The sequence below is a fragment of the Pseudomonas sp. R11-23-07 genome (assembly GCF_003852295.1).
Classification (GTDB): Bacteria; Pseudomonadota; Gammaproteobacteria; order Pseudomonadales; family Pseudomonadaceae; genus Aquipseudomonas.
In genome coordinates this window covers 1,012,372-1,036,553 of the sequence record NZ_CP027761.1, presented here as the reverse complement: position 1 = coordinate 1,036,553, position 24,182 = coordinate 1,012,372, and the positions used below count along the sequence as shown (strand labels likewise).

Genomic DNA, 24,182 nt, shown 5'->3' with positions numbered 1-24,182 from the left:
GCCGCTTTATGCACTGGCAACGAAGGAGAAGCTGTATGCAAGTCAACATCAGTGGACACCATGTAGAAGTCACCCCACCCATGCGCGAATACGTCGAACAGAAGCTGAAAAAGCTTGAAGGACATTTCGACAAGATCACCAACGTGCAGGTCATCATGAAGGTCGATAAGCTTCAGCAGAAAATTGAAGCGACCCTGCAGATACCCGGTGGCGAAGTGGTTGCTAACGCCGAGCATGAAGACATGTATGCATCGATCGACTTGCTCACCGACAAGCTTGACCGCCAACTCAAAAAGCATAAGGAAAAGAATCTGCACCTGATGCAAGGTACAGGTCGTTAACTCTCCCCCCATGATCCGACTTGAAACCATCCTGACCCCCGGCCGTTCCCTTGTGAACGTGCCGGGCGGCAGCAAGAAAAAAGCCCTCGAACAAATTGCCAACCTGATCAGCAGCCAAGTGCCTGACCTGGAGATGCAAGATGTCTTCGAGGCTCTGATCGCCCGTGAAAAACTTGGCTCGACCGGTTTTGGCAACGGCATCGCCATCCCCCACTGCCGCCTCAAAGGCTGCACAACTCCGGTCAGCGCACTGCTGCACCTGGATCACCCCATCGATTTCGATGCCATCGACGGCGCTCCGGTCGACCTGCTGTTCGTTCTGCTGGTCCCACAAGCTGCCACCGATGCGCACCTGGAACTGCTCCGGCAGATCGCCAGCATGCTCGACCGCAAGGAAGTACGCGATAAACTGCGCAGTGCCGAAAGTAATGAGGCGTTGTATCAGGTCGTCCTGGATGAGCAAAGCGGGCAATAATCATGCGTTTGATCATCGTCAGTGGCCGTTCCGGCTCGGGCAAGAGCACTGCCCTTAATGTGCTTGAAGACAGCGGCTTCTATTGCATCGACAACCTGCCCGCCGGCCTGCTGCCGGAATTGGCCGAGCGCGCCCTGATCCACACCGAACTGGCGCAACCGCTGGTCGCCGTGTCGATCGACGCCCGCAACCTGCCCAGCCATCTGTCGCGCTTCCCCGAACTGCTTGAGGAAGTGCGCGCCAAGCATATTCATTGCGACGTGCTGTACCTGGATGCCGACGAAGAAACCCTGCTCAAGCGTTTCTCCGAAACCCGTCGACGCCATCCGCTCAGCAGCGCCAACCGCTCCCTGGCGGAAGCCATCCAGGACGAGACCAAGCTGCTGGGGCCGATCATCGATCTGGCCGACCTCAAGATCAACACCACCAACTTGAACCTGTACCAGCTGCGCGATGCGATCAAACTGCGATTGCTGAACCAGCCGGAGCCCGGCACAGCGTTTCTGGTCGAATCGTTTGGCTTCAAACGTGGCATGCCGGTGGATGCAGACCTGGTGTTCGACGTGCGCTGCCTGCCCAATCCTTATTGGAAGCCGGAGTTGCGCGATCAATCCGGGCTCGATCAGCCCGTGATCGACTATCTGGCGGCACAAGCGGATGTGGAAGAGATGTTCCAGGACATCTCCACCTACCTGCTCAAATGGTTACCGCGCTTTGCCGCGAGCAATCGCGCCTATGTCACCATTGCCATTGGCTGCACCGGTGGCCACCACCGCTCCGTCTACCTGACGGAACGGCTCGGCCAGGTGCTGCAACAAACCCTCAAGAATGTCCAGGTTCGCCACCGCGACCTTAGCTGAAAGGAACACCACTGCGATGCCGGCTCGGGAAATTGAAATCATCAACAAGCTGGGTTTGCACGCCCGAGCCTCAGCCAAGTTTGTCGGCGTTGCCGGGCAGTTCCCCTGCCAGATACGCGCCGGGCGCACGCCAGAATCGATGGTCGACGGTAAAAGCATCATGGCGATGATGATGCTTGCCGCAGGCAAAGGTACCAAAATCCACCTGAAAACCGAGGGTGAGCAGGAGCACGAAGCGATGGAAGCATTGGTGGCGTTGATCAATAACTACTTTGATGAAGGCGAATAAGCTCTTCCCTCCATCAGAGTAAGCTTTACCCTAACGCCGTATCCATCACCATCATCAAGCAAAACCCGATGCACAACCCCAGGCTGGCGAGCTTATCGTGACCGTTTCGGCGTGACTCGGGGATGACCTCATGGGTCACCACCAGCAGCATCGCGCCAGCAGCCAGCGCCAGCCCCAGGGGCAACAGCACTTCGGCAAGGCTCACCAACCACGCGCACAGCACTGCAAAGACCGGTTCGACCAAACCTGACGCAGCGCCGATCAGGAACGCCTTGATCCGCGACATTCCCGCCCCAGCCAATACCAGCGCGATCACCAGGCCTTCCGGTACGTCCTGCAGAGCAATGCCCATGGCGAGGCTGTCTGCATCTGCCATGCCGCCACCCGCAGAGACCCCCACGGCCATGCCTTCCGGGATGTTGTGGGCAATGATGGCAAACACGAAGAGCCAGATGCGCGGTGGGATAACCGGCTTATCCGGCGTGCCCACCAGCATTTCCGGGCTGGCGCCGGAGACCTTGCGGTCCACGAGATAGAGCCCGAATGCACCCAGCATAATGCCGAAGCTGATCAAGCCAGCCGCGCCCCAGGGCGACAATCCCAGGCTCTCAGCGGCGGCAATGCCCGGCACAACCAGCGAAAAGGCAGTCGCCGCCAGCATGACCCCCGCCCCAAACCCCAGCAAGGTATCGCTCAGCGCCGCTGGCATTCTGCGGATCACCAGCACCAGCACCGGCACCGCGCCCAGGGCGGTGCCGAGTGCGCAGATCGCCCCGCCCTGCAAAGCGCGCAAGATGCGCGGTTCAAGGTCGAGCCAGGCCAGCCCATGGGCCACCAGTAAGGCCGTACCGACTAATACAAGCAGGGAGCCTAACGCGTAGCGAAATAATCGCACGCTGCTAATCGCCAGTGTTTCAGTACCCATAGTCGGCCTTAGATCTTGTTATAGGGTGAATATCAGGCCAAAGCGGCCTGGTAGCGCGCGGCAACCTCCGGCCAATTGATGACGCTATAGAATGCATTGATGTACTCCGGTCGTCGGTTTTGATACAGCAGGTAATAAGCGTGCTCCCAAACGTCCAAACCGAGGATCGGCGTGTTGCCGCTCATCAGCGGGCTGTCCTGGTTGCCGCTGCTTTCCACCACCAAGGTCTTTTGCGGGGTGACGCTCAACCAGGCCCAGCCGCTGCCGAAACGGGTCAACGCCGCTTTGGTAAAGGCCTCCTTGAAACTGTCGAAGCCACCCAGTTGCTCGTCGATCGCCTTGCCCAGTTCCCCCTCAGGTTTTCCGCCACCTGTGGGCGACATGACCGCCCAGAACAGCGAATGGTTGGCATGCCCGCCTCCTTGATTGACCACGGCAGCGCGTAATTGCTCCGGTAATTTTTCAACGCTGGAAACCAGCTTCTCCACCGGCCAGCCTGCGAACTCGGTGCCCTCGACCGCAGCATTAAGGTTATTGATGTAGGTCTGGTGATGCTTGGTGTAGTGAATTTCCATGGTTTGCGCATCGATATGGGGTTCGAGGGCGTCGTAGGCGTAAGGCAAAGCCGGCAGGGTGTAGGTCATATCAATGTGCTCCATAGTGAGAGGGGGTCGGCTGCGAAGCGGCGCTGCCCAGCAAGCGATGGGTGCGCGGGTACTCGCCGTGATCGCTGATGAAATTCAACAGTTCGACGTAGGTTTTGCTGCTCTGGCGCAACACCGCCTCGCGCAACTGCGAACTGAGCCGCGCGTCCTGCATGGCCTGCAGTAGACGCTGGTGAATGGCGCAGAGGTATTCCGCGCTTTCTTCAGGCTGGTTCAGGCGCAGGTGCAGGTCTGCCAGGTTGTGATGGGAAATGACGCAAGCCGCCACGGCTTCGTCGGCATCCGCCCAGCGTTCGAACAACACCTGGGCGAGGGCCAGGGCTTGCAAGTAGGCCTCGCGGGCGTCTACCAGCTCGCCCGCCATAAAACAGCGATTGGCCCGTTCGATCGTGCGTTTCCAGTGCTCCATGGTGAGCCTCCAAAACAGGGTCGGTGATTACACGCCGCCCGCCGTAAGCTTTTCCGGGTCCAGCAGGACTTCCAGTTGGCTGCGCGGCAAGTCGGTGTGTTCGAGGGCGACATCGATCACCGGACGACCCTGCTGATAAGCCTGCTTGGCGATTTCAGCGGCCTTTTGGTAACCAATGATCGGATTGAGGGCGGTGACCAGAATCGGGTTGCGCGACAACGCCTCCTTGAGTTTGGCTTCGTTGACCTTGAAGCTGGCAATAGCCTTGTCCGCCAGCAAACGGCTGGCGTTGGCCAGCAACTCCAGGCTACTGAGCAGGTTCTGGGCGACGATCGGCAGCATCACGTTCAGCTCGAAGTTGCCGGATTGGCCGGCGACGGTGATCACCGTGTCGTTGCCAATCACCTGGGCAGCCACCATGGCCGTGGCTTCCGGGATTACCGGATTGACCTTGCCCGGCATGATCGACGACCCCGGCTGCAGACCTTCCAGCTCGATTTCGCCGAGGCCGGCCAACGGGCCGGAGTTCATCCAGCGCAGGTCATTGGCGATCTTCATCAGCGATACAGCGGTGGCTTTCAACTGGCCGGAGACGGCGACGGCGGTGTCCTGGGAACCAATCAACGCAAACAGGTTCTTGCCCGGCGTGAACGTCACCTGGGTCAGCTGGCTCAGGTGCTGGCTGAAGCGTGCGGCAAACTCCGGGTGTGCGTTGATGCCGGTGCCTACCGCCGTGCCGCCCTGGGCCAACGCCTGCAGCGCCGGCAGCAGGTCTTGCAGGTGGCCGACATTGGCCTTGAGCTGCTGCGCCCAGCCATTGAGCACTTGGCTCATGCGCACCGGCATGGCATCCATCAAGTGAGTACGACCGGTCTTGATAAAAGGGTGGACTGCTTCGGCCTTGTGCTCGATCACCTGCACCAGGTGCAGCAAGGCCGGCAGTGTTTGCTCGTGCAGCACCAGCGCGGCGCTGACATGAATGGTGGTCGGGATGATGTCGTTGCTGCTTTGTCCGCAGTTGACGTGGTCATTGGGGTTTACCACCTCGCCCAGCAACCGGCTGGCCAGGGTCGCAATCACTTCGTTGGCATTCATGTTGGAGCTGGTGCCGGAGCCGGTCTGGAAGATATCCACCGGAAAGTGCTGCATGTAGTCGCCTTCCAATAAACCTTGGGCGGCATCGACAATGGCCTTGCCCTGCCCTTCGTTGATTTGCTTGAGGTCGACGTTGGCCCTGGCGGCAGCGGCCTTGGCCAGGATAAGCGCGCGAATGAACTGCGCGGGCATACGCTGATGGCTGATCGGAAAGTTGTTCACCGCGCGCTGGGTTTGCGCACCGTACAAGGCCTCCGCGGGGACTTGCAGTTCGCCCATGCTGTCGCGTTCGATACGGGTGTTACTCATCATCAGATCCTTGCACCAAGTCGGCGTGAGAGAGGGATGGCAGCAATTGGCATGTCGCCAATTGCCAGGCGAAGGCCTGCCAGCGCTTGAGGCGGCAGGCACAGTGAGAGAGTTTTTCCAGGTCACGCAGGGGGCGCCAGGCCTGGTCCAGACACGAGGAGCGCCAATGCCAGGGCAGTGCGATATCGTTGGCGGTGTCGATGAGCAATCGAAATGACGTTTCGGCGATCGTCCACGGGTGGGTCGCGGTGCAACACGCCAGATAGCGCCCCTCATTGAGGTAATGTTCGATCAGGCGAGGCTCATTGGGGTCGAGCCCGCAGCGAATCTGACGACTCATCCACCGCCAACTTTCCAGGTACGGGTCCTCATGCAAGACAGAACTCATGATCCACACTCATTCAGTAATGATATTCATTATTAAATGATATTAAGAATCAAAACAAGAACAGCAGGTTAATCCTGTCTGCCAGCGGCACAAAAAAAGGCGCGCCATCATCGATATGGCGCGCCTTTTTTGGTGAAACCTCGCAGGTCAGCTACCGGCGACTGTCATCCGCTCGATCAACACCGAGCCCGTGCGGATATTGCTGCGCAACTCCAGGTCGTTACCCACGGCCACGATCTGCTTGAACATATCGCGCATGTTGCCGGCGATCGTCACTTCCTGGACGGCGAACTGAATCTCACCGTTTTCCACCCAGAACCCCGCCGCGCCACGGGAATAGTCACCCGTCACCATGTTCAGCCCTTGGCCCATCAATTCGGTCACCAGCAGGCCGCGCCCCATGCGACGCAACAGCGCCGCCTGGTCTTCATCGCCATGGGTCACGAACAGGTTGTGAACGCCGCCGGAGTTGGCGGTACTTGGCAGGCCAAGCTTGCGTCCAGCGTAGGTGCCCAATATATAAGACACCAACTCGCCCTTCTCAACGAACGGCTTGGCATACGTGGCCAGGCCGTCGCCGTCGAACGAGGCGCTGCCCATGGCGCGCATCAGGTGCGGGCGCTCATCAATGGTCAGCCACTCCGGGAACAGCTTCTGGCCGATCGCGCCTTCGAGGAATGAAGATTTGCGATACAGGTTGCCGCCGGAAATCGCCCCAAGAAAACTACCGAACAAACCACCGGCCAATTCAGCGGAAAACAGTACCGGCACTTCGCACGTGGGCACCGGGCGTGCGCCCAAACGACTGGCTGCACGCTGCGCCGCACGCTGGCCAATGCTGACCGGGTCGGCCAGCAACTCGCCTTGGCGGTTCACGTCATACCAGTAATCACGCTGCATCTGGCCGCCGGCTTCGGCGATCATGACGCAACTCAGACTGTGACGCGTGGACGCATAGCCACCGATAAAACCATGGCTGTTACCGTAGACACGGCAGCCCTGATGCGTACTCAGCGTGGTGCCGTCGGCGTTCTTGATACGCGCATCGGCGTCGAACGCCGCGGCTTCGCAGGTCAGCGCCTGTTCGATGGCTTGCTCAGGCGTGATATCCCAGGCGTGGAACAGGTCGAAATCCTGCAGGTCCTTGGCCATCAGCGCTTTGTCGGCCAAGCCTGAACTTTCATCCTCAGAGGTGTGCTTGGCGATTGCCAACGCGGCGGCAACGGTCTCGCGGATCGCCTCCGGGCCACTGGCCGAGGTACTGGCCGAACCTTTGCGCTGGCCCACATACAAGGTAATCCCAAACCCTTGGTCGCGATTGAATTCTACGGTCTCCACTTCCCGCTGACGCACCGAAGTCGACAGTCCCTGCTCCAGCGACACCGCTACCTCACAGGCGCTGGCCCCCTGGCGCTTGGCTTCGGCAAGGATCTGCTCGACTTGTTCCTGCAGTGCCGGTAACGCTTGCGGACCGACGCTTTGGGCTGCACTCATGGTTTTCTCCACTCAAATTCTGCTCTCGGTTAAGGCCATCGAGCGACCGGGCCGGACAAGCGGCCCCCGACTGGTTATCATGGCGGCGTTTCTTTGCGGACTGCCACCATGGTTGATTCTTACGACGACTCCCTCGATGGGGAGAAAAGCAAAACCCAGGTCAAACGTGAGCTGCATGCTCTGGTTGACCTTGGCGAGCGCCTTACAACGCTCAAAAAGGACTTGATTGCAAAACTGCCACTGACCGACGAAATGCGTCGGGCCTTGGCCGATGCGCCTAAGCACACCGCGAATATCGCGCGCAAACGGCACATCATGTTTATCGGCAAGCTGATGCGCGATCAGGATACTGACGCCATTCTGGCCTTGCTCGATCAAACCGATGCCTCCACTCGCCAGTACAACGAACGCTTCCATAACCTGGAGCGTTGGCGTGACCGTCTGATCGAGGGCGATGACGCCGTGCTGGAGAAATTCGTATTGGACTATCCGGAAGCGGACCGCCAGCAATTGCGCTCCCTGATCCGTCAAGCCCAACATGAAATGGCGCATAACAAGGCGCCGGCCACCAGCCGTAAAATCTTCAAATACATCCGTGAGCTGGACGAGACTCAACGCGGCCTGCGTTGATCCTCTTCCCCGGGTGGCGACCTTCGCCACCCGAAGCTTGCGGGCTTACGAGCCCGTGCCACCCACGGTGATCGCATCGATTTTCAAGGTTGGCTGGCCCACGCCCACCGGCACCGACTGCCCATCCTTTCCGCACGTGCCCACGCCGCTGTCCAGCGACAGGTCGTTACCGACCATCGACACCTTGCTCATCGCCTCCGGCCCATTACCAATCAATGTGGCTCCCTTGACCGGCGCGGTAATCTTGCCGTCTTCGATCAAGTACGCCTCGCTGGTGGAAAACACGAACTTGCCGCTGGTGATATCCACCTGCCCGCCGCCGAGGTTGGCGCAGTAGATGCCGCGCTTCACCGAAGCAATGATTTCTGCCGGATCGCTTTGGCCACCGAGCATGTAGGTGTTGGTCATGCGTGGCATGGGCAGGTGGGCATAGGATTCGCGGCGACCGTTGCCGGTGCGCGCCACGCCCATCAGGCGGGCGTTGAGCTTGTCTTGCATATAGCCCTTGAGTACGCCGTTTTCGATCAGGGTGGTGCACTCCGTGGGCGTGCCCTCGTCATCCACACTCAACGAACCCCGGCGACCGGCCAAGGTGCCATCATCGACAATGGTGCACAGCTTGGACGCAACCATCTCGCCCATGCGCCCGCTGTAGGCGGAACTGCCCTTGCGGTTGAAGTCGCCTTCCAGCCCATGGCCCACGGCTTCGTGCAGCAGCACACCGGACCAACCCGAACCCAGCACCACCGGCAAGGTACCGGCCGGCGCCGGAATCGCTTCCAGGTTGACCAGCGCCTGGCGCAGCGCTTCACGGGCGTAGCCCATGGCGCGGTCTTCGGCGAGGAAATAACGGTAGTCGGTGCGCCCGCCACCGCCATGGCCGCCGCGCTCGCGGCGGCCGTTCTGCTCGACGATCACACTCACGTTGAAACGCACCAGTGGCCGCACATCTGCCGCCAGCCCGCCGTCGGTAGACGCGACGAGGATGCGCTCCCACACGCCGGCCATGCTCACGGTGACCTGCTGGATGCGCGGGTCCAGGGCGCGGGTCGCCGCGTCCACACGCTTGAGCAGCTCGACCTTCTCCGCGCGGCTGATCACTTCCAGCGGATTGTCCGGCGCGTACAACTGCGCCACGTCCTGGGTGCTGAATGCCTGCACCGTGCCATTCTGCCCTGCGCGGGAAATCGAACGGGCCGCACGCGCAGCCAGGCCCAGGGCCTCCAACGTAATGGCGTTGCTGTAGGCAAAACCGGTTTTTTCTCCGGATTGCGCGCGAACGCCGACACCCTGGTCAAGGTTGAAACTGCCTTCCTTGACGATGCCGTCTTCCAACGCCCAGGACTCGGAAATCTGCCCCTGGAAATACAGGTCGGCCGCGTCGATCCCGGGTCCGGCCAGATCGCCCAGCACGGTTTGCAGACTTTCGATGGTCACGCCACCGGGTGCCAGGAGATGTTCACTGACTGAGGACAACAACTCGCTCATAGGTTTGGCCTTAAATTCATCGTTCTGAAGCAGGTCGCTGTGCGCCCTGCGAGAAAAAGCGCCGGTGATTGACCACCGGCATGCGCGCCCGTATCGACGCCTGTTCATTGCTGTCGCGTTCGGTCACCAACACCGCTTCGCCTTGATCCTGTTGGGCCAACACCCGCCCCCAGGGGTCGACAATTGCCGCATGCCCGTGGGTTTCCCGTGGTCCCGGGTGCACACCGCCCTGGGCAGCCGCCAGCAGGTAACACTGGGTTTCGATGGCCCGTGCACGAATCAGCACATCCCAATGCGCAGCGCCGGTCACCGCCGTAAACGCCGAGGGCGCGCTGATCAACTCAGCCCCCGCCGCGCGCAACTCACTGTACAACTCCGGGAAGCGCAGGTCGTAGCACACCGTCAGCCCCAAGCGCCCCACCGGTGTATCCGCCACCACCACATCGCTTCCGAAAGCATAGTCGTCAGATTCGCGATAACGACCCCGGGCATCCGCCACATCCACATCGAACAAATGCAGCTTGTCGTAGCGAGCGACGATTTCACCGCGATCGTCGATCAGCAGCGAACAGGCGTTGGGCTTGGCGTTCGGTTGGTCCTTGGGTGGCAACGGTAGTGTGCCGGCCACTATCCATAAGGTGAGGTCGCGGGCGGCCTGTTTCAACCATGGCAGGATCGGGCCTTCACCCAAGGCCTCGGCCCGACCAATGTCAGCCATGTCACGGCGGCCCATGGCGGCGAAGTTCTCCGGCAGTACCGCAAGCCTGGCGCCATCCGCCGCTGCACGTTCCAGCAGGCGGCGAGCCTGGGCCAGGTTCGCCAGCACGTCACTCTGGCTGACCATTTGAATTACCGCAAAGGACATGGGCCGACACTCCGTAAAGGGCATGGGGCCATGCTACTCCACAGCCTCTCAGTTTGGCTTTTCAAATGGCTTGTCGAAGGTGATTTTCGGGTCTTTCCACGGGCCTTGCACGGTGTACTGCACGCTGGCGAAGCGCGATACCCGGTCGCCGATCAGCTTGTCGATCAGAAACAATGCGCCGCCAATGGCCGGCGCGCCGACAATCAACGCCGCGATGGGCAGGTTGTTGGTGACCGGCAGCGTCACCAGCAACTTGGCATCGACGCGATCCGCCACCAGATCCAGGGTGCCGTTCAGCTCAAGGTTGGTGGATGGCCCGGTCATGGTGATGGGCTCACGGGTCACGAACACGCCGTTACTGGCCGCGAGCAAGCCCTTGACCCGGTCATAGCTCAGGCCCTTGCCGAGCAAGTCGGAAAAATCCAGGCGCAAACGACGGCCGATGGAGTTGAAGTTAAGCAGGCCGAACACCCGAAGTGCCTGGGCGCCACCTTCCACTTCCACGAACTGGCCTTTACGGAACGCTGCGTCCAGGCTACCGGAGAACCGCTTGGGCCCAACCCAGGCGGGCGAACCGGGCCAGCGGCCATCCACGTCCAGGTGGAAGTCCTCGCTGGTTACCGTGGGCGCAAAGCCCCAGCCTTTGAGCACGTCGGCAATGTTCTTGCCGTCCAATCGCCCTTTGTACCAACTGGTGCTGGCCCCCGGCGCGCCTTCCCAACCACCGGCGCCATTGAGTTGCATGCCCTTGAGGCCCAGGTCCAGGCTGTTGAAGGCCAGGCCCTTGGCGGTCGGCCGGACTTTCAGCGACCACGCGCCCACCAGGTCCGGGCCCTGGAACAGTTGATCGATGGCGATATCCAATGCCGGAATATCCTTGGGATCGATATCGGCCAACGGGTCCGGCGCGTTCTCGTCCGCCTGTACGGTCGGGTCGACCGCAGGCAGCTTCACGTACTTCAGGTTGATTGCGATAGGTGCGCCCTTCGCGTCCGGCAGGTTGACCGTGCCCTTGGCCTGCTGGCTGTCGAACTGCAGGCCCCAGGCCACGGGCTTGCGATCCAGCTGCAGTTTGACCTGGTCGAACCGAGTACCGAAACCGGTCAGCTTGCCTACCTTGAAATCAGCGCCACTGAGCAGCTGCTTGGCATTGCCGCCCGGATCGTTACCGGCGTAACGGTTGGCGAGTTGTTTCCACGGGTCGATGTCCAGTTCGGAGAGCACCCCGCGAATGCGCAGGCCCTTCGCGCCAGGCAACACCGCGTCGCCATCGCCAAGGAACAATTCGCCGCGGCCCTCATTGAAGTTGTCCGGCGGCGCCGCAAACGTGAAGTTCGCCAGCTCACCGTAGTCAAACCAGTAACGCCGTTCGGCGCCCTGCAAGGTCATGCGGAACGTGCTGTCACGGCCCTGGCTCGCCGGCATGCCAAACGGCGCCGGCAGGTCCACGGCGACGCCCTTGAGGTTGGAGTTGACCATCAACTGGCTGTCCGCGCCGTCCAGGATCACCTGCAACTGGTACGGAATATCGCCGGAGACCGGCAGCGGCTGGCTGATTTTCAACCAGTCGGTGAGCCGCTTGACCGTCACCTGCCCCTTGGCGGTAACGCGGGTGTTGATATTGCCGGGTGTGCCCTCGGCAAAAATCTGCGCGGTAATCGGACGGTCGAACGCCTGGGCCGAAATATTCTGCCCGCTCAGGCCCTTGGCGCTGTCGAAACGGAAGTCACCCTTGAGCTGGGTCAGGTCCAGGGTGGGCTCCGCCAATTGCAGGCGCGCCTTGTCGGTCTTGAAGTCGACCACGATCTTAGGCTCGGTGCCCTTGGCCAGGGGCACGTCCAGGTCCAGACTGCCTTGCAGGCTGCCCTCGCCCTTCCAGCCCGCAAAGGTGGATGCGGTGCCGATGGGGGCTTCCTGGAGGATTTTCAAACCGTCGCCCAAACCACCGGAAAATCCGCCGGTGAGCAGCAGGTGGCTGTCCTTGCCGGCCGGCGCGTGGGGGATATTGACGTAGACGTCCTTGACCTGGGTATCGAGCAGTTGGCCCTTGCTGGCCAGGATACGCACGCCGCTTTCCTCGACGAATACCTCACCATTGACCTTGTTCACATGGGGCCAACCCGGTTGGAAGGCCAGCTCGGCATCATGCACCTTGAAGAACAGGCTGATATTGCGCGAAGCCGGCACCGCGTTGTGGCTCAAGGAGCCCTGGTACTGGAAAAAACCTTCGTCTACCGCGCCTTTGAGGATCGCCGTGCGCAACCATTCATCCAGCGCCGGGCTCAACACTGCCGGTAGATACTTGGGGGTAAAACGACCATCGCCATCGACCATGCCGACCCGCAGGTCCATGTAGTCCTCCTGGCTATGGTCGAAATGCAGGCGAATCAGGAAATCCGCCGCGACCTTGCCTTCTTCCCCCAGCACCTTGATATACGGCGCGACCAGGGTGAAGCCCTGCTTGTCCAGCGTCCAGGTCAGGCGCGCATTGGCCTGGATGTATTGCCATGGCTTGGCGAAGATCGGGAATAGGTGCAGGGAGAAATCCTTGCTGTCCATGCGCAATTCGCCATGGCCGAGGTCGCCGCTGATGCTGCCGGACACATTGCGCGCAGCCGGCGCGCCGAAGTACGCGTCAAAACCGACACGCTCGAGGTTGGCGGCAAAACTGACTTTTTGATCGGTGGTGTCCTGGGGGCGGAAGTCCACCAGCACATTGCGCAACAGGCCGGTGGCTTTCAGGTGCTCAACGGCCTTGGCGAACCCTTCCGGCAGCGGCGCCAGGGCATTGAGCAATGGCGTAATGGGGGTCAGGTCGACCCGATCGGCCTGAAGCTTCCACACTTCCTGGGCGTCATCGGTGGCCAGGCTCTGCTGCAGTTGCATGCGCGATTCCCAGCGGGTTTCGCCGATGTTCATCGCCAGCGAATCCAACAGCACCTTGAGGCCGCTGTCGCTGCGTTGCACATACGCGGTCAGGGCCAGGTTTTCGATATGCACCGGCTGACGCTCGGCATAGCTGCCCTTTACCTGCGGCGAATTGAGGCGCACCACCGCGCTTTGCACGGTGCCGTTGGCCCAGTTGAGCCAGAACTCACCGCCAGCCTTGAGCTGGGTGAGCTTCCATTGTTGGGTCAGCCGGCTCGGAATCCACTTGGCCCAGTCGCTTTGAGGCAGGCTCAGGTAGGCCTCGACCTCGGCGTCTTTCCATTGGCTGGCGCGTATGCGGCTGCGCAGGCTCAGGGCGAGCGGTTGGCCGTCGGGTAGCGTCAGGCGCGCGTCCAGGCGTTGCCGGGCCATGCCGGTGTGCAGGCTCAGGCCCACATACGTCACGGTCACCGGCGCCCGGTCGAACGGTTGCAAGGTCACCTGGCTGTCGAGCACCGAGACGCGCTTGACCATTTGCATACGGGTGAGCAGTTGTTGCGGGTCCAGTGACGGGCTGTCCTGTAACGGCAAGCCCTGCAGCGTCCAGCGACCGTCCTGGTCTTCCTTGACGCTCAACTGCACGCCGCTGACTTGCAGATGGGCGATGCGGACTTCACGGGCCGTCAGGCTGGCCCAGAGGTCGGGCACCACCTCGACCTGGTCCAGGCGCAACGCACTGCTGCCCTCGCCGACCATCACGTCGTGGGCCAGCACTATCGGCGCAAACCCGCTCCAGCGGCCTTCGAGGCTACCGATATGCACCGGCATCTGCACCGCAGCCTGGGCCTTGGCCTGGACTTCAGCGCGGTATTCGGCCACCAGGGGGGTCAATTCGCGCCCCAGGCTTACGTACACCGCCGCCAATACCAGCAGCAAGGCACACAGGCCCAGCCCCCAGCGGGTCAAAGCGGCAAAAAAGCGTATCAGACGCTCCATGTCAGGCGACCCTCAAAGCGGTAATCGGACGACAGATCATTGCCTGTCGGTCTCGGAAAAGAAAAACGAATGGGGATCAGAGCAGCACCACGTCGTATTGTTCCTGGGAATACATGGTTTCGACCTGAAAACGAATAGTGCGCCCAATAAACCCCTCCAGTTCGGCGACGTTGCCCGACTCTTCGTCCAGCAGGCGATCGACCACTTTCTGGTTGGCGAGCACTCTATAACCTTCGGCCTGATAGGCGCGTGCCTCCCGTAGGATTTCACGGAAAATTTCGTAGCAGACCGTTTCCGGGGTCTTCAATTTGCCCCGGCCCTGGCAACTGCTGCAGGGTTCGCACAGCACTTGCTCAAGGCTCTCGCGGGTGCGCTTGCGGGTCATCTGCACCAGGCCCAGCTCAGTGATGCCGATGATGTTGGTCTTGGCGTGATCGCGTTCCATCTGTTTTTCGAGGGTGCGCAGTACCTGGCGCTGGTGCTCTGCGTCTTCCATGTCGATGAAGTCGATGATGATGATGCCGCCCAGGTTACGCAGGCGCAGTTGGCGCGCAATCGCCGTGGCAGCTTCAAGGTTGGTCTTGAAGATGGTCTCTTCGAGGTTGCGGTGCCCCACGAACGCGCCCGTGTTGACGTCAATGGTGGTCATGGCTTCTGCCGGGTCCACCACCAGGTAGCCACCGGACTTGAGCGGGACCTTGCGCTCCAGGGCTTTCTGGATTTCGTCTTCGACGCCATACAGGTCGAAGATCGGTCGCTCGCCCGGATAATGCTCGAGGCGGTCGGCAATTTCCGGCATCAGCTCGGCGACAAATTGCGTGGTGCGCTGGAAGGTTTCCCGCGAGTCGATGCGAATTTTCTCAATTTTCGGGCTGACCAGATCGCGCAAGGTACGCAACGCCAGGCCGAGGTCTTCATAGATGACGCTTGGCGCGCCAATGGTCTGAATCTGCGCCGCGATCTGGTCCCACAGACGCCGCAGGTAGCGGATATCCATCAGGATTTCATCGGCGCCCGCGCCCTCGGCGGCGGTGCGCAGGATAAAACCACCAGCTTCCTTGATGCCCTCGGCGGCTACACAGTCGCTGACCACCTTCTTCAGGCGCTCGCGTTCGGCCTCATCCTCGATCTTGAGGGAAATACCGACATGGGCCGTGCGCGGCATATACACCAGGTACCGCGACGGAATCGACAGTTGGGTAGTCAGCCGGGCGCCCTTGGAACCGATGGGGTCCTTGGTGACCTGCACCACCAGGCTCTGCCCTTCGTGCACCAGAGCGCTGATGCTTTCCACCGCCGGGCCTTCACGCAGGGAGATTTCCGAAGCATGAATGAAGGCGGCGCGGTCCAGGCCGATGTCGACGAACGCCGCCTGCATGCCCGGCAATACGCGCACCACCTTGCCTTTATAGATGTTGCCGACGATCCCGCGCTTCTGGGTGCGCTCCACATGCACTTCTTGCAGAACACCGTTCTCTACCACCGCCACGCGCGATTCCATCGGCGTGATATTGATCAGAATCTCTTCACTCATGGCTGGGTCTCGTTCAGGCGTTTTCACAATAGTGACCGATCGCTTATGGCTTGGCGCGCAAGTAGAGGCGTTCAGCGCGCGGTAAGGTTTTGCCAACAGGGTATGCCGAATTGGCCGAGCAGTTGCGCGGTTTCGCACACCGGCAGGCCGACTACGGCGGAATAGCTGCCATTGAGTCCGCTCACGAACACCGAGCCCAGCCCCTGGATAGCATAGCCGCCGGCTTTGTCCTGGGGTTCGCCACTGTGCCAGTAGGTCGTAGCCTCCTGGACAGAAATCTCACGAAACCCCACGCGACTGCTTACACAGCGGGTTTCACAGCGCTGGCCGTCGGTAACGGCGATGGCCGTGAGGACTTCATGCTCGCGCCCCGCCAAGGCCATCAACATTGCCAAGGCATCGGCCTGATCCACCGGCTTGCCAAGAATCTTGCCATCCACGATCACAGCGGTATCGGCACCCAACACGCAGATGCCTGCGCTGTGCTCGAGCGCAGCCAGACCCGCCGCTGCCTTGCTTCGAGCCAGGCGCTCGACATAGGCGACGGGGGTTTCGTCAATAAGAGGCGTTTCATCGATGGCGGCGCTGACCACGGTGAAAGGCACACCGATCTGGGTCAACAACTCACGTCGCCGCGGGGAGCCCGAGGCCAGATAAAGCACATTCATTGCAGACTCTCCCTGTAGGGTTCGGTAACCAGGCAGAGCCTCGCAATCCGTCAATTGATTTTGTAGCGACGACGTAGCCCGCGCAGGCCGAAGCTGACCCAAGGCCACAGCAGTGCACTGACCAGGGCCGGCAATACCAGCGCGAGAGTAGGCTGGCGATTGCCGGTCAGGGCGCTGAGCCAGAGCTGAACCAACTGCGCCAGGCCGAAGATCACCAGGATCACCAGGCACTGCTGCCACATCGGGAACATGCGCAAGCGCTGCTGCAACGACAGCACCAGGAAGGTGATCAGGGTGAGGATCAACGCATTCTGGCCGAGCAAGGTGCCATAGAGCACATCTTCCGCCAAGCCCAGGCACATCGCCGTGACCATGCCTACCTTGTGCGGCAGGTTCAACGACCAGAATGCCAGCAGCAGCGCCAGCCACAGCGGGCGCAGGATTTCCATGAATTGTGGCAGCGGTGAAACGCTGAGCAACAGGCCGATGGCGAAGGTCAGCCAGACAATCCAGCCATTGCGCGAATGAGTACTGGCCATTATTGCTCCCTCTGCCGCGTGGTGGCCGGGGCGGTTGTCGCAGGCCTGGCGGCAGGCGCGGTGGTCGCCGCCGGTTTCGCCGGACGTGCGCTGTGTGCAGCGGGCTTGGCCGGTGTGGCGGCGGGGGCTGCGGTTGCGGGTACGACCGCAGGCGCCGGTGGCCCCACGAACGCCGGTTTCGGCACGGTGGCGGGAGTCACAGGCGCGGTGCCGTTCTGCTTGTCTTCCGCTTCCTGGGCCTGCGCGGCGTCATTGGCGCGTTCTTCCGGGGTGCGGTTGTCGCTGAACACCAGCAGCAGATAGCGGCTGCGGTTCAGCGCGGCGGTCGGTACGGCACGCACAATGGCAAACGGCTGGCCGGAATCGTGGATGACCTCCTTGACCGTCGCCACCGGGTAGCCCGCCGGGAAGCGCTGACCCAGGCCGGAGCTGACCAGCAGGTCGCCTTCCTTGATGTCAGCGGTATCGGCCACGTGCCGCAACTCCAGGCGTTCCGGGTTACCGGTGCCGCTGGCAATCGCGCGCAAACCGTTGCGATTGACCTGCACCGGAATGCTGTGGGTGGTGTCGGTCAGCAGCAAGACGCGCGAGGTGTAGGGCATCAATTCAACCACCTGGCCCATCAGGCCACGGGCATCGAGCACCGGCTGGCCGAGGACCACGCCGTCGCGCTCACCCTTGTTGATGATGATGCGATGGGTAAAGGGGTTGGGGTCCATGCCGATCAACTCGGCCACTTCGACCTTTTCGTTGACCAATGCCGAAGAGTTGAGCAACTCGCGCAGCCGCACGTTCTGCTCGGTAAGGGCCGCGAGCTTTTGCATGCGGCCCTGCAACAGCAGGTTTTCGGTCTTGAGTTTTTCGTTCTCGGCAATCAGCTCGGTGCGGCTGCCGAATTGGCTGGCCACGCCCTGGTAGAGACGTTGCGGCAGGTCGGTGATCCAGTAAGTCTGCATCAACACCAGCGACATCTGGCTACGCACAGGCTTGAGCAGCGCAAAACGGGCGTCGACCACCATCAGCGCGACCGAAAGCACGGTCAGCACCAACAAGCGCACGCCCAATGAGGGGCCTTTGGCGAAGAGCGGTTTAATAGGCCGCTCCTCCCAGGCAAATGTTCTCTTTATTCATACGGCATCAAACCGGCCTGGATGCAGATTGAAGAAGATAAACGCCAGCAGGCAGCACTGCAAAGTGCTGCCTGCCGGCCGAGCATGAACCATCCAGGCAAGCTTATTCGCTGGAGAGCAGGTCCATGGTGTGTTTATCCATCATTTCCAGTGCACGACCACCGCCACGCGCCACGCAGGTCAGCGGGTCCTCGGCGACGATCACCGGCAGGCCGGTTTCCTGGGCCAGCAACTTGTCGAGGTCGCGCAGCAAGGCGCCACCACCGGTCAGTACCAGGCCACGCTCGGCGATATCGGAAGCCAGCTCCGGCGGCGACTGCTCCAAGGCGCTCTTCACCGCCTGAACGATGGTGGCCAGGGACTCTTGCAGAGCCTCCAGCACTTCATTGGAGTTCAGGGTGAAGGCACGTGGCACGCCTTCGGCCAGGTTGCGGCCGCGAACATCAACCTCGCGAACTTCGCCGCCCGGGTAAGCGGTGCCGATTTCCTGCTTGATGCGCTCGGCGGTGGATTCGCCGATCAGGCTGCCGTAGTTACGACGCACATACGTGATGATCGCTTCGTCGAAGCGGTCGCCGCCGACACGCACGGATTCGGCATACACCACACCATTCAGGGAAATCAGGGCGATCTCGGTGGTACCACCACCGATATCCACCACCATCGAACCGCGGGCTTCTTCAACCGGCAGGCCGGCGCCGATTGCGGCGGCCATCGGCTCTTCGATCAGGAACACTTCGCGGGCACCGGCACCAAGGGCCGATTCACGGATGGCACGACGCTCCACCTGGGTGGATTTGCACGGGACGCAGATCAGCACACGAGGGCTGGGCTGCAGGAAACTGTTTTCGTGAACCTTGTTGATGAAGTACTGCAGCATCTTCTCGCAGACACTGAAGTCGGCGATCACGCCGTCTTTCATCGGACGAATGGCAGCAATATTGCCTGGTGTTCGGCCGAGCATGCGCTTGGCCTCGGTGCCAACGGCAACGACACTTTTCTGATTACCATGGGTCCGAATGGCCACAACCGATGGCTCATTCAGGACGATACCGCGCTCGCGCACGTAAATAAGGGTGTTGGCAGTGCCCAGGTCAATGGAAAGATCGCTGGAAAACATGCCACGCAGTTTCTTGAACATGGGAAAGGGACCCTAGGCAACGCGTGGGTAAAAAAGTGCGGCAAACTCTAACAACGACAGGGATTTTGGGCAAGGCGCCAATGTGCTAAATTGGCCGACTTTCTGTGCACCAACCCCCACAATCGCGGCCTTATGACCGTAGAAATGCGGTAGTGTTCCGACAATCTAACACACGGACGCCTTCCGTTCTGTTTTCCACTGGAGAATCCCATGGCGCTTGAACGCTCCGACGTGGAAAAAATCGCGCATCTGGCCTCGCTTGGCCTCAATGACGCCGATCTTCCACAGACCACCGCAGCCCTGAACAGCATTCTCGGGCTGGTTGACCAAATGCAGGCCGTCGACACCGACGGCATCGAGCCCCTGGCTCACCCGCTGGAAGCCAGTCAGCGCCTGCGCGCAGACGTCGTGACCGAGCGCAATAACCGCGAGGCCTACCAGTCCATCGCGCCAGCGGTCGAAAACGGCCTGTACCTGGTTCCGAAAGTCATCGACTAAAGGGAAAGAGCCTTTCATGCATCACATGACTCTGGCCGAGATCGCCCGCGGTCTCGCCGACAAAACGTTTTCTTCCGAAGAGCTGACCAAGACCCTGCTGGCGCGCATCGCCGCGCTGGACCCCAAGGTCAACAGCTTCATCAGCCTCACCGAAGAGCTGGCCCTGAGCCAGGCCAAGGCCGCCGACGTGCGTCGCGCCAACGGTGAGAACGGCGCGCTGCTGGGCGCTCCGATCGCCCACAAAGACCTGTTCTGCACCCAGGGCATTCGCACCAGTTGCGGCTCGAAGATGCTCGACAACTTCAAGGCGCCCTACGACGCCACCGTGGTGTCCAAGCTGGCCGCCGCCGGGGCCGTGACCCTGGGCAAGACCAACATGGACGAATTCGCCATGGGTTCGGCCAACGAGTCGAGCTACTACGGCGCGGTGAAAAACCCGTGGAACCTGGACCACGTACCCGGCGGTTCGTCCGGTGGGTCGGCCGCCGCCGTTGCCGCGCGCTTCCTGCCGGCCGCCACGGCCACCGACACCGGTGGCTCGATCCGCCAACCGGCAGCCTTCACCAACCTCACCGGTTTGAAGCCGACGTACGGTCGCGTATCCCGCTGGGGCATGATCGCCTACGCGTCGAGTCTCGATCAGGGCGGCCCTCTGGCCCGCACGGCTGAAGACTGCGCGATATTGTTACAAGGTATGGCCGGCTTCGATAAACAGGATTCCACCAGCATCGATGAGCCGGTGCCGGACTACAGCGCCAGCCTGAACACGTCGCTCAAGGGCCTGCGCATCGGCGTGCCCAAGGAATACTTCAGCGCCGGTCTCGACCCACGTATCGCCGACTTGGTGCACAACAGCATCAAGGAGCTGGAAAAGCTCGGCGCCGTGATCAAGGAGATAAGCCTGCCGAACAACCAGCACGCGATTCCTGCCTACTACGTGATCGCCCCGGCTGAAGCGTCCTCCAACCTGTCGCGTTTCGACGGTGTGCGCTTCGGCTATCGCTGCGAAAACCCGAAAGACCTCACCGACCTGTACAAGCGCTCCCGTGGCGAAGGCTTTGGCGTGGAAGTACAGCGCCGGATCATGGTCGGCGCCTACGCCCTGTCGGCCGGCTACTACGACGCGTACTACCTCAAGGCGCAGAAGATCCGCCGCCTGATCAAGAACGACTTCATGGCCGCCTTTGAAGAAGTCGACGTGATCCTCGGCCCAACCACGCCGAACCCGGCCTGGAAGATCGGCGCCAAGACCGGCGACCCGATCGCCGAGTACCTGGAAGACCTCTACACCATCACCGCCAACCTCGCGGGCTTGCCGGGCTTGTCCATGCCCGCCGGTTTCGTCGATGGCCTGCCGGTCGGCGTGCAATTGCTCGCCCCGTATTTCCAGGAAGGCCGCCTGCTCAATGTGGCGCACCAGTATCAGTTGAACACCGACTGGCACACTCGCACCCCTACCGGCTTCTGAGGAGAACACTATGCAATGGGAAGTTGTGATCGGGCTGGAGATTCATACCCAGCTCGCCACCCAATCGAAGATTTTCTCCGGTAGCGCCACCACGTTCGGCGCAGAGCCCAACACCCAGGCCAGCTTGGTCGACCTGGGCATGCCCGGCGTGCTGCCGGTGCTGAACCAGGAAGCGGTGCGCATGGCGGTGATGTTCGGCCTGGCGATTGACGCCCAGATCGGCCAGCACAACGTGTTCGCGCGCAAGAACTACTTCTACCCGGACCTGCCCAAGGGCTACCAGATCAGCCAGATGGAACTGCCGATCGTCGGTAAGGGCTACCTGGACATCCCGCTGGAAGACGGCACCATCAAGCGTGTCGGCGTGACCCGTGCGCACCTTGAAGAAGACGCCGGCAAGAGCCTGCACGAAGAATTCCCCGGCGCCACCGGTATCGACCTGAACCGTGCCGGCACGCCGTTGCTGGAGATCGTCTCCGAGCCGGACATGCGCAGCGCCAAGGAAGCCGTGGCCTACGTCAAGACGATCCACGCGCTGGTGCGCTACCTGGGCATCTGCGACGGCAACATGGCCGAAGGCTCGCTGCGTTGCGACTGCAACGTGTCGATCCGCCCCAAGGGCCAGGTCGAGTTCGGCACCCGCTGCGAGATCAAGAACGTCAACTCGTTCCGCTTCATCGAGAAGGCGATCAACAGCGAAGTGCGTCGCCAGATCGAACTGATCGAGGACGGCGGCAAGGTGATCCAGCAAACGCGCCTGTACGACCCGAACAAAGACGAAACCCGCGCCATGCGCAGCAAGGAGGAAGCCAACGACTACCGTTACTTCCCCGATCCGGACCTGCTGCCGGTGGTGCTGGAGGACTCGTTCCTCAACGATATCCGCGCCACCCTGCCGGAACTGCCACAGCAAAAACGCGAACGTTTCCAGGCGCAGTTCGGTCTGTCGGTCTACGATGCCAGCGTCTTGGCGTCCAGCCGCGAGCAAGCCAACTACTTCGAAAAGGTCGTGAGCATTGCCGGCGACGCCAAGCTGGCGGCCAACTGGGTGATGGTCGAACTGGGCAGCCTGTTGAACAAACAGGGCCTGGAAATTGACGCAGCACCGGTGAGCGCCGAACAACTGGGCGGCATGCTGCTGCGCATCAAGGACAACACCATCTCCGGCAAAATCGCCAAGACCGTGTTCGAAGCGATGGCCGCCGGTGAAGGCAGTGCCGATGACATCATCGAGAAGCGTGGCCTCAAGCAAGTCACCGACAGCGGCGCCATTTCGGCCGTGCTCGATGAAATGCTCGCGGCGAACGCCGAGCAGGTCGAACAATATCGCGCGGCTGACGAAGCCAAGCGCGGCAAGATGTTCGGCTTCTTTGTTGGCCAGGCGATGAAAGCATCCAAAGGCAAAGCCAACCCGCAACAGGTCAACGAATTGCTCAAAAGCAAGCTTGAGGGCTGATAGCGGTGAAGGAGCCGAGTGAGTGTTCATGCTCGACTCGGACCTCCTGTGGGAGGGGGCTTGCTCCCGATAGCGGTGATTCAGTCAACACATCAGTGACTGGCCCACCGCTATCGGGAGCAAGCCCCCTCCCACATTTGATACGGGAATACCTGGAATGAAGCGTCTACTCGGCCTCCTGGCTGTCTTTTCCCTGCTGACCGGTTGCGCCAACGGCCTCATCGACCCCAACGGCTACGATGAAACCGGCACCGCCTCCTATTACGGCGCCAAGCACCATGGCAAACGCACCGCCAGCGGTGAAGTGTTCAACCAGAACGGCCTGACCGCCGCCCACCGGCGCTTGCCCTTCGGTACCCAGGTCAAGGTGACCAACCTCGACAACAACCGGTCTGTGGTGGTGCGTATCAATGATCGCGGCCCCCACACCCGTGGACGCCTGATCGACCTTTCACGCAAGGCTGCCGAGCAACTGCGTATGCTCGGCAGCGGCACCGCGCGGGTTCGCCTGCAAGCCCTGAACAACTGATCGAGGCAGCCTTGAGCATTTTTGGATTGAACGCCCTCTCACCCTGGAGCCTGCTCGAACTGGTCAGCGGTTTGCTGCTGTTGATCGTCGGCGCTGAAATCCTGGTGCGGGCCGCAGTGCGCCTGGCCGCCAGCCTCAAGGTGCGGCCGTTGATCATCGGCCTGAGCATCGTGGCCTTCGGCAGCAGTGCGCCACAGATGGCCGTCAGTCTGCAGGCCACCCTGGCCGGCAACACCGACATTGCCGTGGGCAGCGTAATCGGCAGCAGCATCTTCAATATCCTCGTCACCCTGGGCCTGTCCGCGCTGATCATTCCGTTACGGGTGTCGCGCCATTTGGTGCGTCTGGATATTCCGGTGATGATCGTCGCCGGCCTGCTGGTGTTCGTCCTGGCTGCCAACGAGGCTCTGACGCCGTTCGACGGCCTGGTGCTGCTGGTTGCGCTGCTGGCCTACCTCGGCGTGCTGCACTACCAGACGCGCCACTCGCGTCGTCCACGCACGCTGGCCAGCATGACCAAGGCACCCTGGCTGAGCAGCGTGCTGTTGATGCTCGGCGGGTTGCTGGTGCTGGTGCTGGCCGGGCATTTGCTGCTGGGTGCGGCCGTGGAGGTGGCGGGCGATTTGGGCTTGTCGGAGCGCGTCATCGGCCTGACGCTGATCGGCGTCGGTACCTCATTGCCCTGCCTCGCCACCTCGTTGATTGCCGCCCTGCGTGGCGAGCGCGAGATTGCCGTGGGCAATGTGATCGGCAGCAACCTGTTCAACCTGCTGGGCGTGCTGGGCTTTACCGCCCTGGTGGCGCCTGCGCCGCTGTCGGTCTCGCCCAACGCGCTGGACTTCGACCTGCCGGTCATGCTCGGCGCCATCGTCCTGTGCCTGCCGGTGTTCTATACCGGCTACCGCGTCACGCGGGCAGAAGGCCTGGTGTTACTGGGGCTGTACCTGGCGTATGGCCTGCATGTCATGGCGTTTACCACCGGCATGCCCCTGGCCACCAAGCTTGAACACTTGATGCTGTTTTACGTCTTGCCGGCGTTAGGGATGGGGCTGTTGTTCACGTCGCTGCGCGCCTGGCACCGCCAACACAAGAGGGAATCGCAATAGCCGCTCAGAAAAGAGC

The 24,182-nt window shown here is 61.4% G+C and carries 24 protein-coding genes; 10 read left to right on the top strand and 14 right to left on the bottom strand.

What is annotated here, in order from left to right; translation table 11 throughout:
* Positions 1-35: 35 nt before the first annotated feature.
* From hpf to C4J84_RS04495, 4 genes are read left to right on the top strand one after another with little or no spacing between them, the layout of a single operon-like run.
* A complete protein-coding gene (gene hpf, locus C4J84_RS04510; RefSeq protein ID WP_057724572.1) occupies positions 36-341 on the top strand; it encodes a ribosome hibernation-promoting factor, HPF/YfiA family in 306 nt (101 codons plus the stop codon).
* A gap of 10 nt (positions 342-351) precedes the next feature.
* Positions 352-816 carry a PTS IIA-like nitrogen regulatory protein PtsN gene (gene ptsN / locus C4J84_RS04505; protein WP_124369667.1) on the top strand — a complete coding sequence of 155 codons (465 nt, stop codon included), beginning with the start codon at positions 352-354 and terminating at the stop codon, positions 814-816.
* Positions 817-818: 2 nt separating this feature from the next.
* A complete protein-coding gene (gene rapZ, locus C4J84_RS04500) occupies positions 819-1,676 on the top strand; it encodes an RNase adapter RapZ (RefSeq protein WP_124361313.1) in 858 nt (285 codons plus the stop codon).
* A gap of 16 nt (positions 1,677-1,692) precedes the next feature.
* Positions 1,693-1,965, top strand: coding sequence for an HPr family phosphocarrier protein (locus C4J84_RS04495; protein ID WP_124365841.1), 273 nt, complete (start codon positions 1,693-1,695; stop codon positions 1,963-1,965).
* A gap of 25 nt (positions 1,966-1,990) precedes the next feature.
* On the opposite strand, the gene C4J84_RS04490 is transcribed toward C4J84_RS04495, so the two are convergent.
* The 6 genes from C4J84_RS04490 to pmbA form a co-directional block, all read right to left on the bottom strand.
* On the bottom strand, positions 1,991-2,890 hold the full coding sequence (locus C4J84_RS04490) for a ZIP family metal transporter (protein WP_124434978.1): 900 nt from the start codon (positions 2,888-2,890) through the stop codon (positions 1,991-1,993).
* A gap of 32 nt (positions 2,891-2,922) precedes the next feature.
* Positions 2,923-3,534 carry a superoxide dismutase gene (locus tag C4J84_RS04485; protein ID WP_124369664.1) on the bottom strand — a complete coding sequence of 204 codons (612 nt, stop codon included), beginning with the start codon at positions 3,532-3,534 and terminating at the stop codon, positions 2,923-2,925.
* A 1-nt stretch (position 3,535) separates the two neighbouring features.
* Positions 3,536-3,964, bottom strand: a complete 429-nt coding sequence (locus tag C4J84_RS04480; RefSeq protein ID WP_124434977.1) for a hypothetical protein — start codon at positions 3,962-3,964, stop codon at positions 3,536-3,538.
* A 27-nt stretch (positions 3,965-3,991) separates the two neighbouring features.
* On the bottom strand, positions 3,992-5,368 hold the full coding sequence (locus C4J84_RS04475; RefSeq protein ID WP_124434976.1) for a lyase family protein: 1,377 nt from the start codon (positions 5,366-5,368) through the stop codon (positions 3,992-3,994).
* Positions 5,361-5,756 carry a FagA protein gene (locus C4J84_RS04470; protein WP_124403089.1) on the bottom strand — a complete coding sequence of 132 codons (396 nt, stop codon included), beginning with the start codon at positions 5,754-5,756 and terminating at the stop codon, positions 5,361-5,363. The genes C4J84_RS04475 and C4J84_RS04470 overlap by 8 nt, the downstream gene beginning before the upstream one ends.
* Before the next feature lie 147 nt (positions 5,757-5,903).
* Positions 5,904-7,250, bottom strand: a complete 1,347-nt coding sequence (gene pmbA / locus C4J84_RS04465; RefSeq protein WP_124434975.1) for a metalloprotease PmbA — start codon at positions 7,248-7,250, stop codon at positions 5,904-5,906.
* A gap of 108 nt (positions 7,251-7,358) precedes the next feature.
* Between pmbA and yjgA the strand changes: the two genes are divergently transcribed.
* Entirely contained in the window at positions 7,359-7,880 is a 522-nt protein-coding gene (yjgA, locus tag C4J84_RS04460) for a ribosome biogenesis factor YjgA (RefSeq protein ID WP_124361305.1), read from the top strand.
* 45 nt (positions 7,881-7,925) lie between these two features.
* Here the strand turns inward: yjgA and tldD are convergent, their stop codons facing one another.
* The 8 genes from tldD to mreB all read right to left on the bottom strand — a co-directional run bounded on the left by tldD (position 7,926) and on the right by mreB (position 19,109).
* Positions 7,926-9,368, bottom strand: coding sequence for a metalloprotease TldD (tldD, locus tag C4J84_RS04455; RefSeq protein WP_124361304.1), 1,443 nt, complete (start codon positions 9,366-9,368; stop codon positions 7,926-7,928).
* A 16-nt stretch (positions 9,369-9,384) separates the two neighbouring features.
* Positions 9,385-10,233, bottom strand: a complete 849-nt coding sequence (locus C4J84_RS04450) for a carbon-nitrogen hydrolase family protein (protein ID WP_124369661.1) — start codon at positions 10,231-10,233, stop codon at positions 9,385-9,387.
* 48 nt (positions 10,234-10,281) lie between these two features.
* Complete coding sequence (locus C4J84_RS04445; protein WP_124434974.1) at positions 10,282-14,097, bottom strand: YhdP family protein; 3,816 nt, start codon at positions 14,095-14,097, stop codon at positions 10,282-10,284.
* A gap of 76 nt (positions 14,098-14,173) precedes the next feature.
* Positions 14,174-15,631: a ribonuclease G gene (rng, locus tag C4J84_RS04440; RefSeq protein ID WP_124434973.1), complete on the bottom strand. Its 1,458-nt coding sequence runs from the start codon at positions 15,629-15,631 to the stop codon at positions 14,174-14,176.
* A 71-nt stretch (positions 15,632-15,702) separates the two neighbouring features.
* The gene (locus C4J84_RS04435; RefSeq protein WP_124406285.1) at positions 15,703-16,299 is read right to left on the bottom strand and encodes a nucleoside triphosphate pyrophosphatase; all 597 of its coding nucleotides are present in this window, start codon (positions 16,297-16,299) and stop codon (positions 15,703-15,705) included.
* A 50-nt stretch (positions 16,300-16,349) separates the two neighbouring features.
* Entirely contained in the window at positions 16,350-16,838 is a 489-nt protein-coding gene (gene mreD, locus C4J84_RS04430) for a rod shape-determining protein MreD (RefSeq protein WP_124361299.1), read from the bottom strand.
* On the bottom strand, positions 16,838-17,932 hold the full coding sequence (mreC, locus tag C4J84_RS04425; protein ID WP_124434972.1) for a rod shape-determining protein MreC: 1,095 nt from the start codon (positions 17,930-17,932) through the stop codon (positions 16,838-16,840). Before mreC ends, mreD begins: the two co-directional genes overlap by 1 nt.
* Positions 17,933-18,071: 139 nt before the next feature.
* On the bottom strand, positions 18,072-19,109 hold the full coding sequence (gene mreB, locus C4J84_RS04420) for a rod shape-determining protein MreB (RefSeq protein ID WP_002555108.1): 1,038 nt from the start codon (positions 19,107-19,109) through the stop codon (positions 18,072-18,074).
* A 210-nt stretch (positions 19,110-19,319) separates the two neighbouring features.
* Between mreB and gatC the strand changes: the two genes are divergently transcribed.
* The 5 genes from gatC (at position 19,320) to C4J84_RS04395 (ending at position 24,166) form a co-directional block, all read left to right on the top strand.
* Entirely contained in the window at positions 19,320-19,607 is a 288-nt protein-coding gene (gene gatC / locus C4J84_RS04415; protein WP_005784804.1) for an Asp-tRNA(Asn)/Glu-tRNA(Gln) amidotransferase subunit GatC, read from the top strand.
* A gap of 16 nt (positions 19,608-19,623) precedes the next feature.
* Positions 19,624-21,075, top strand: a complete 1,452-nt coding sequence (gene gatA, locus C4J84_RS04410) for an Asp-tRNA(Asn)/Glu-tRNA(Gln) amidotransferase subunit GatA (protein WP_124369657.1) — start codon at positions 19,624-19,626, stop codon at positions 21,073-21,075.
* A 10-nt stretch (positions 21,076-21,085) separates the two neighbouring features.
* A complete protein-coding gene (gene gatB, locus C4J84_RS04405; protein ID WP_124369656.1) occupies positions 21,086-22,531 on the top strand; it encodes an Asp-tRNA(Asn)/Glu-tRNA(Gln) amidotransferase subunit GatB in 1,446 nt (481 codons plus the stop codon).
* A 157-nt stretch (positions 22,532-22,688) separates the two neighbouring features.
* Positions 22,689-23,060, top strand: a complete 372-nt coding sequence (locus C4J84_RS04400) for a septal ring lytic transglycosylase RlpA family protein (RefSeq protein WP_124369655.1) — start codon at positions 22,689-22,691, stop codon at positions 23,058-23,060.
* Positions 23,061-23,110: 50 nt separating this feature from the next.
* A complete protein-coding gene (locus C4J84_RS04395) occupies positions 23,111-24,166 on the top strand; it encodes a calcium/sodium antiporter (RefSeq protein ID WP_164487792.1) in 1,056 nt (351 codons plus the stop codon).
* The last annotated feature ends 16 nt before the right edge of the window (positions 24,167-24,182 follow it).